This window comes from Bacteroides muris (ex Fokt et al. 2023), assembly GCF_024704895.1.
GTDB lineage: Bacteria > Bacteroidota > Bacteroidia > Bacteroidales > Bacteroidaceae > Bacteroides > Bacteroides muris.
This window is the reverse complement of sequence record NZ_JAMZEE010000094.1, coordinates 1-1,319: the sequence shown is the minus strand read 5'-3', so window position 1 is coordinate 1,319 and position 1,319 is coordinate 1. Positions and strand designations below refer to the sequence as shown.

At 36.8% G+C, this 1,319-nt stretch carries 1 protein-coding gene; it reads left to right on the top strand.

The features are described from left to right. The first annotated feature begins 231 nt into the window (after positions 1 to 231). A complete protein-coding gene (locus tag M1B78_RS18335; RefSeq protein ID WP_257941481.1) occupies positions 232 to 1,080 on the top strand; it encodes a hypothetical protein in 849 nt (282 codons plus the stop codon). The last annotated feature ends 239 nt before the right edge of the window (positions 1,081 to 1,319 follow it).

Sequence of the window (1,319 nt, the reverse complement as noted above, 5' to 3'; positions counted from 1 at the left end):
AAGTTCAAACGGAACTTGGAATTCAGTCAGATAGTATCTTATTGTTAGTCTGTTATCGTCTTGTTTTGACTAAAACGCGGTTGCGTTGGAAAAGTAGGAATACTTTGTTGGATGATTGAGGATATGAGCAAAAGGGAGATGTATGGCCAGTAAAATGATTTTTTCTTGAAATAGCCTTGGAAAGATTAAAAAAAGCTATATATTTGTATTCAATTCTAAAACTAACTACCTATGAAACTAATTGCAGAAAGTGGTTCTACGAGAACAGAATGGGCGCTGGTTGAAGATAATCGTCTGATACAGCGAGCCTTCACAGAGGGCTTAAATCCTTTCTTTCAAACGAGAAGAGAGATTAGCCGAAGTGTGCGGTTAGGATTACCCGAGCATTTTTTCAAAAGGAAATTGGAACAAGTCTATTATTATGGTGCCGGATGTACTTCTTATGAAAAGAAAAATGTATTGGGAGCTTCATTGGTAGCACAATTCAAAACTCCAATTCAGGTAGAGAGTGATTTGCTGGCAGCTGCACGTGGCTTGTTCAAATGCGAGGCAGGCATCGCCTGTATCTTGGGAACCGGCTCGAACTCATGCTTTTATGACGGGAAAATCATTGTAAAGAATGTCAAAGCGGGAGGCTATATCTTAGGAGATGAAGGCAGTGGCGCTGTATTGGGCAAAATGTTTTTGTCTGATGTACTGAAAGGTTTGGCTCCTAAAGATGTAACGGCGGATTTCTTTGAGAAGTTCCGTATAAGCCCGAATGAGGTTATGGAATCTGTGTATAACCGCCCGTTCCCCAATCGCTTTTTGTCTACCATATCTTATTTTCTGGCAGATTATACCAATGATGACTATGTATTTGAGCTGATTACCGGTAATCTAAGAAATTTCTTTACTCGTAATGTCTGCCAATATGACTACAAAAATTATCCTATTCGTTTTGTGGGCTCACTGGCTTACAGCTACGCGGCCATTTTGCGGGAAGTTGCCCGTGAATTTGACATCGAACTGGAAATTATTGAAGAAACACCAATGAATGGCCTGATTGAATTCCATTCTTTAAATATAGAAGAACCTTAAATTTTATATATAATAAGGTATATAACTTCCTTTTTGCAAATGTATAAATATAAATCTAAATAAATGTAAATGAATGTTCTTGATACCAAATAATAATGTACCTTTGTTAGGACGAAATGAATGAATCATTTCTCACCTTTGTTAATAACGAGTTTTTTATCTCTTAAAACAACCAATAGAGCTAAGTAATTAACAAGATTTTAGCCTTGCATATATATAACTAAGTTCCGTTTGAACTT

Bases quoted from the DNA above. Each gene is read 5' to 3' on its own strand.
- M1B78_RS18335 (WP_257941481.1), top strand. From the start codon at position 232: ATGAAACTAATTGCAGAAAGTGGTTCTACGAGAACAGAATGGGCGCTG.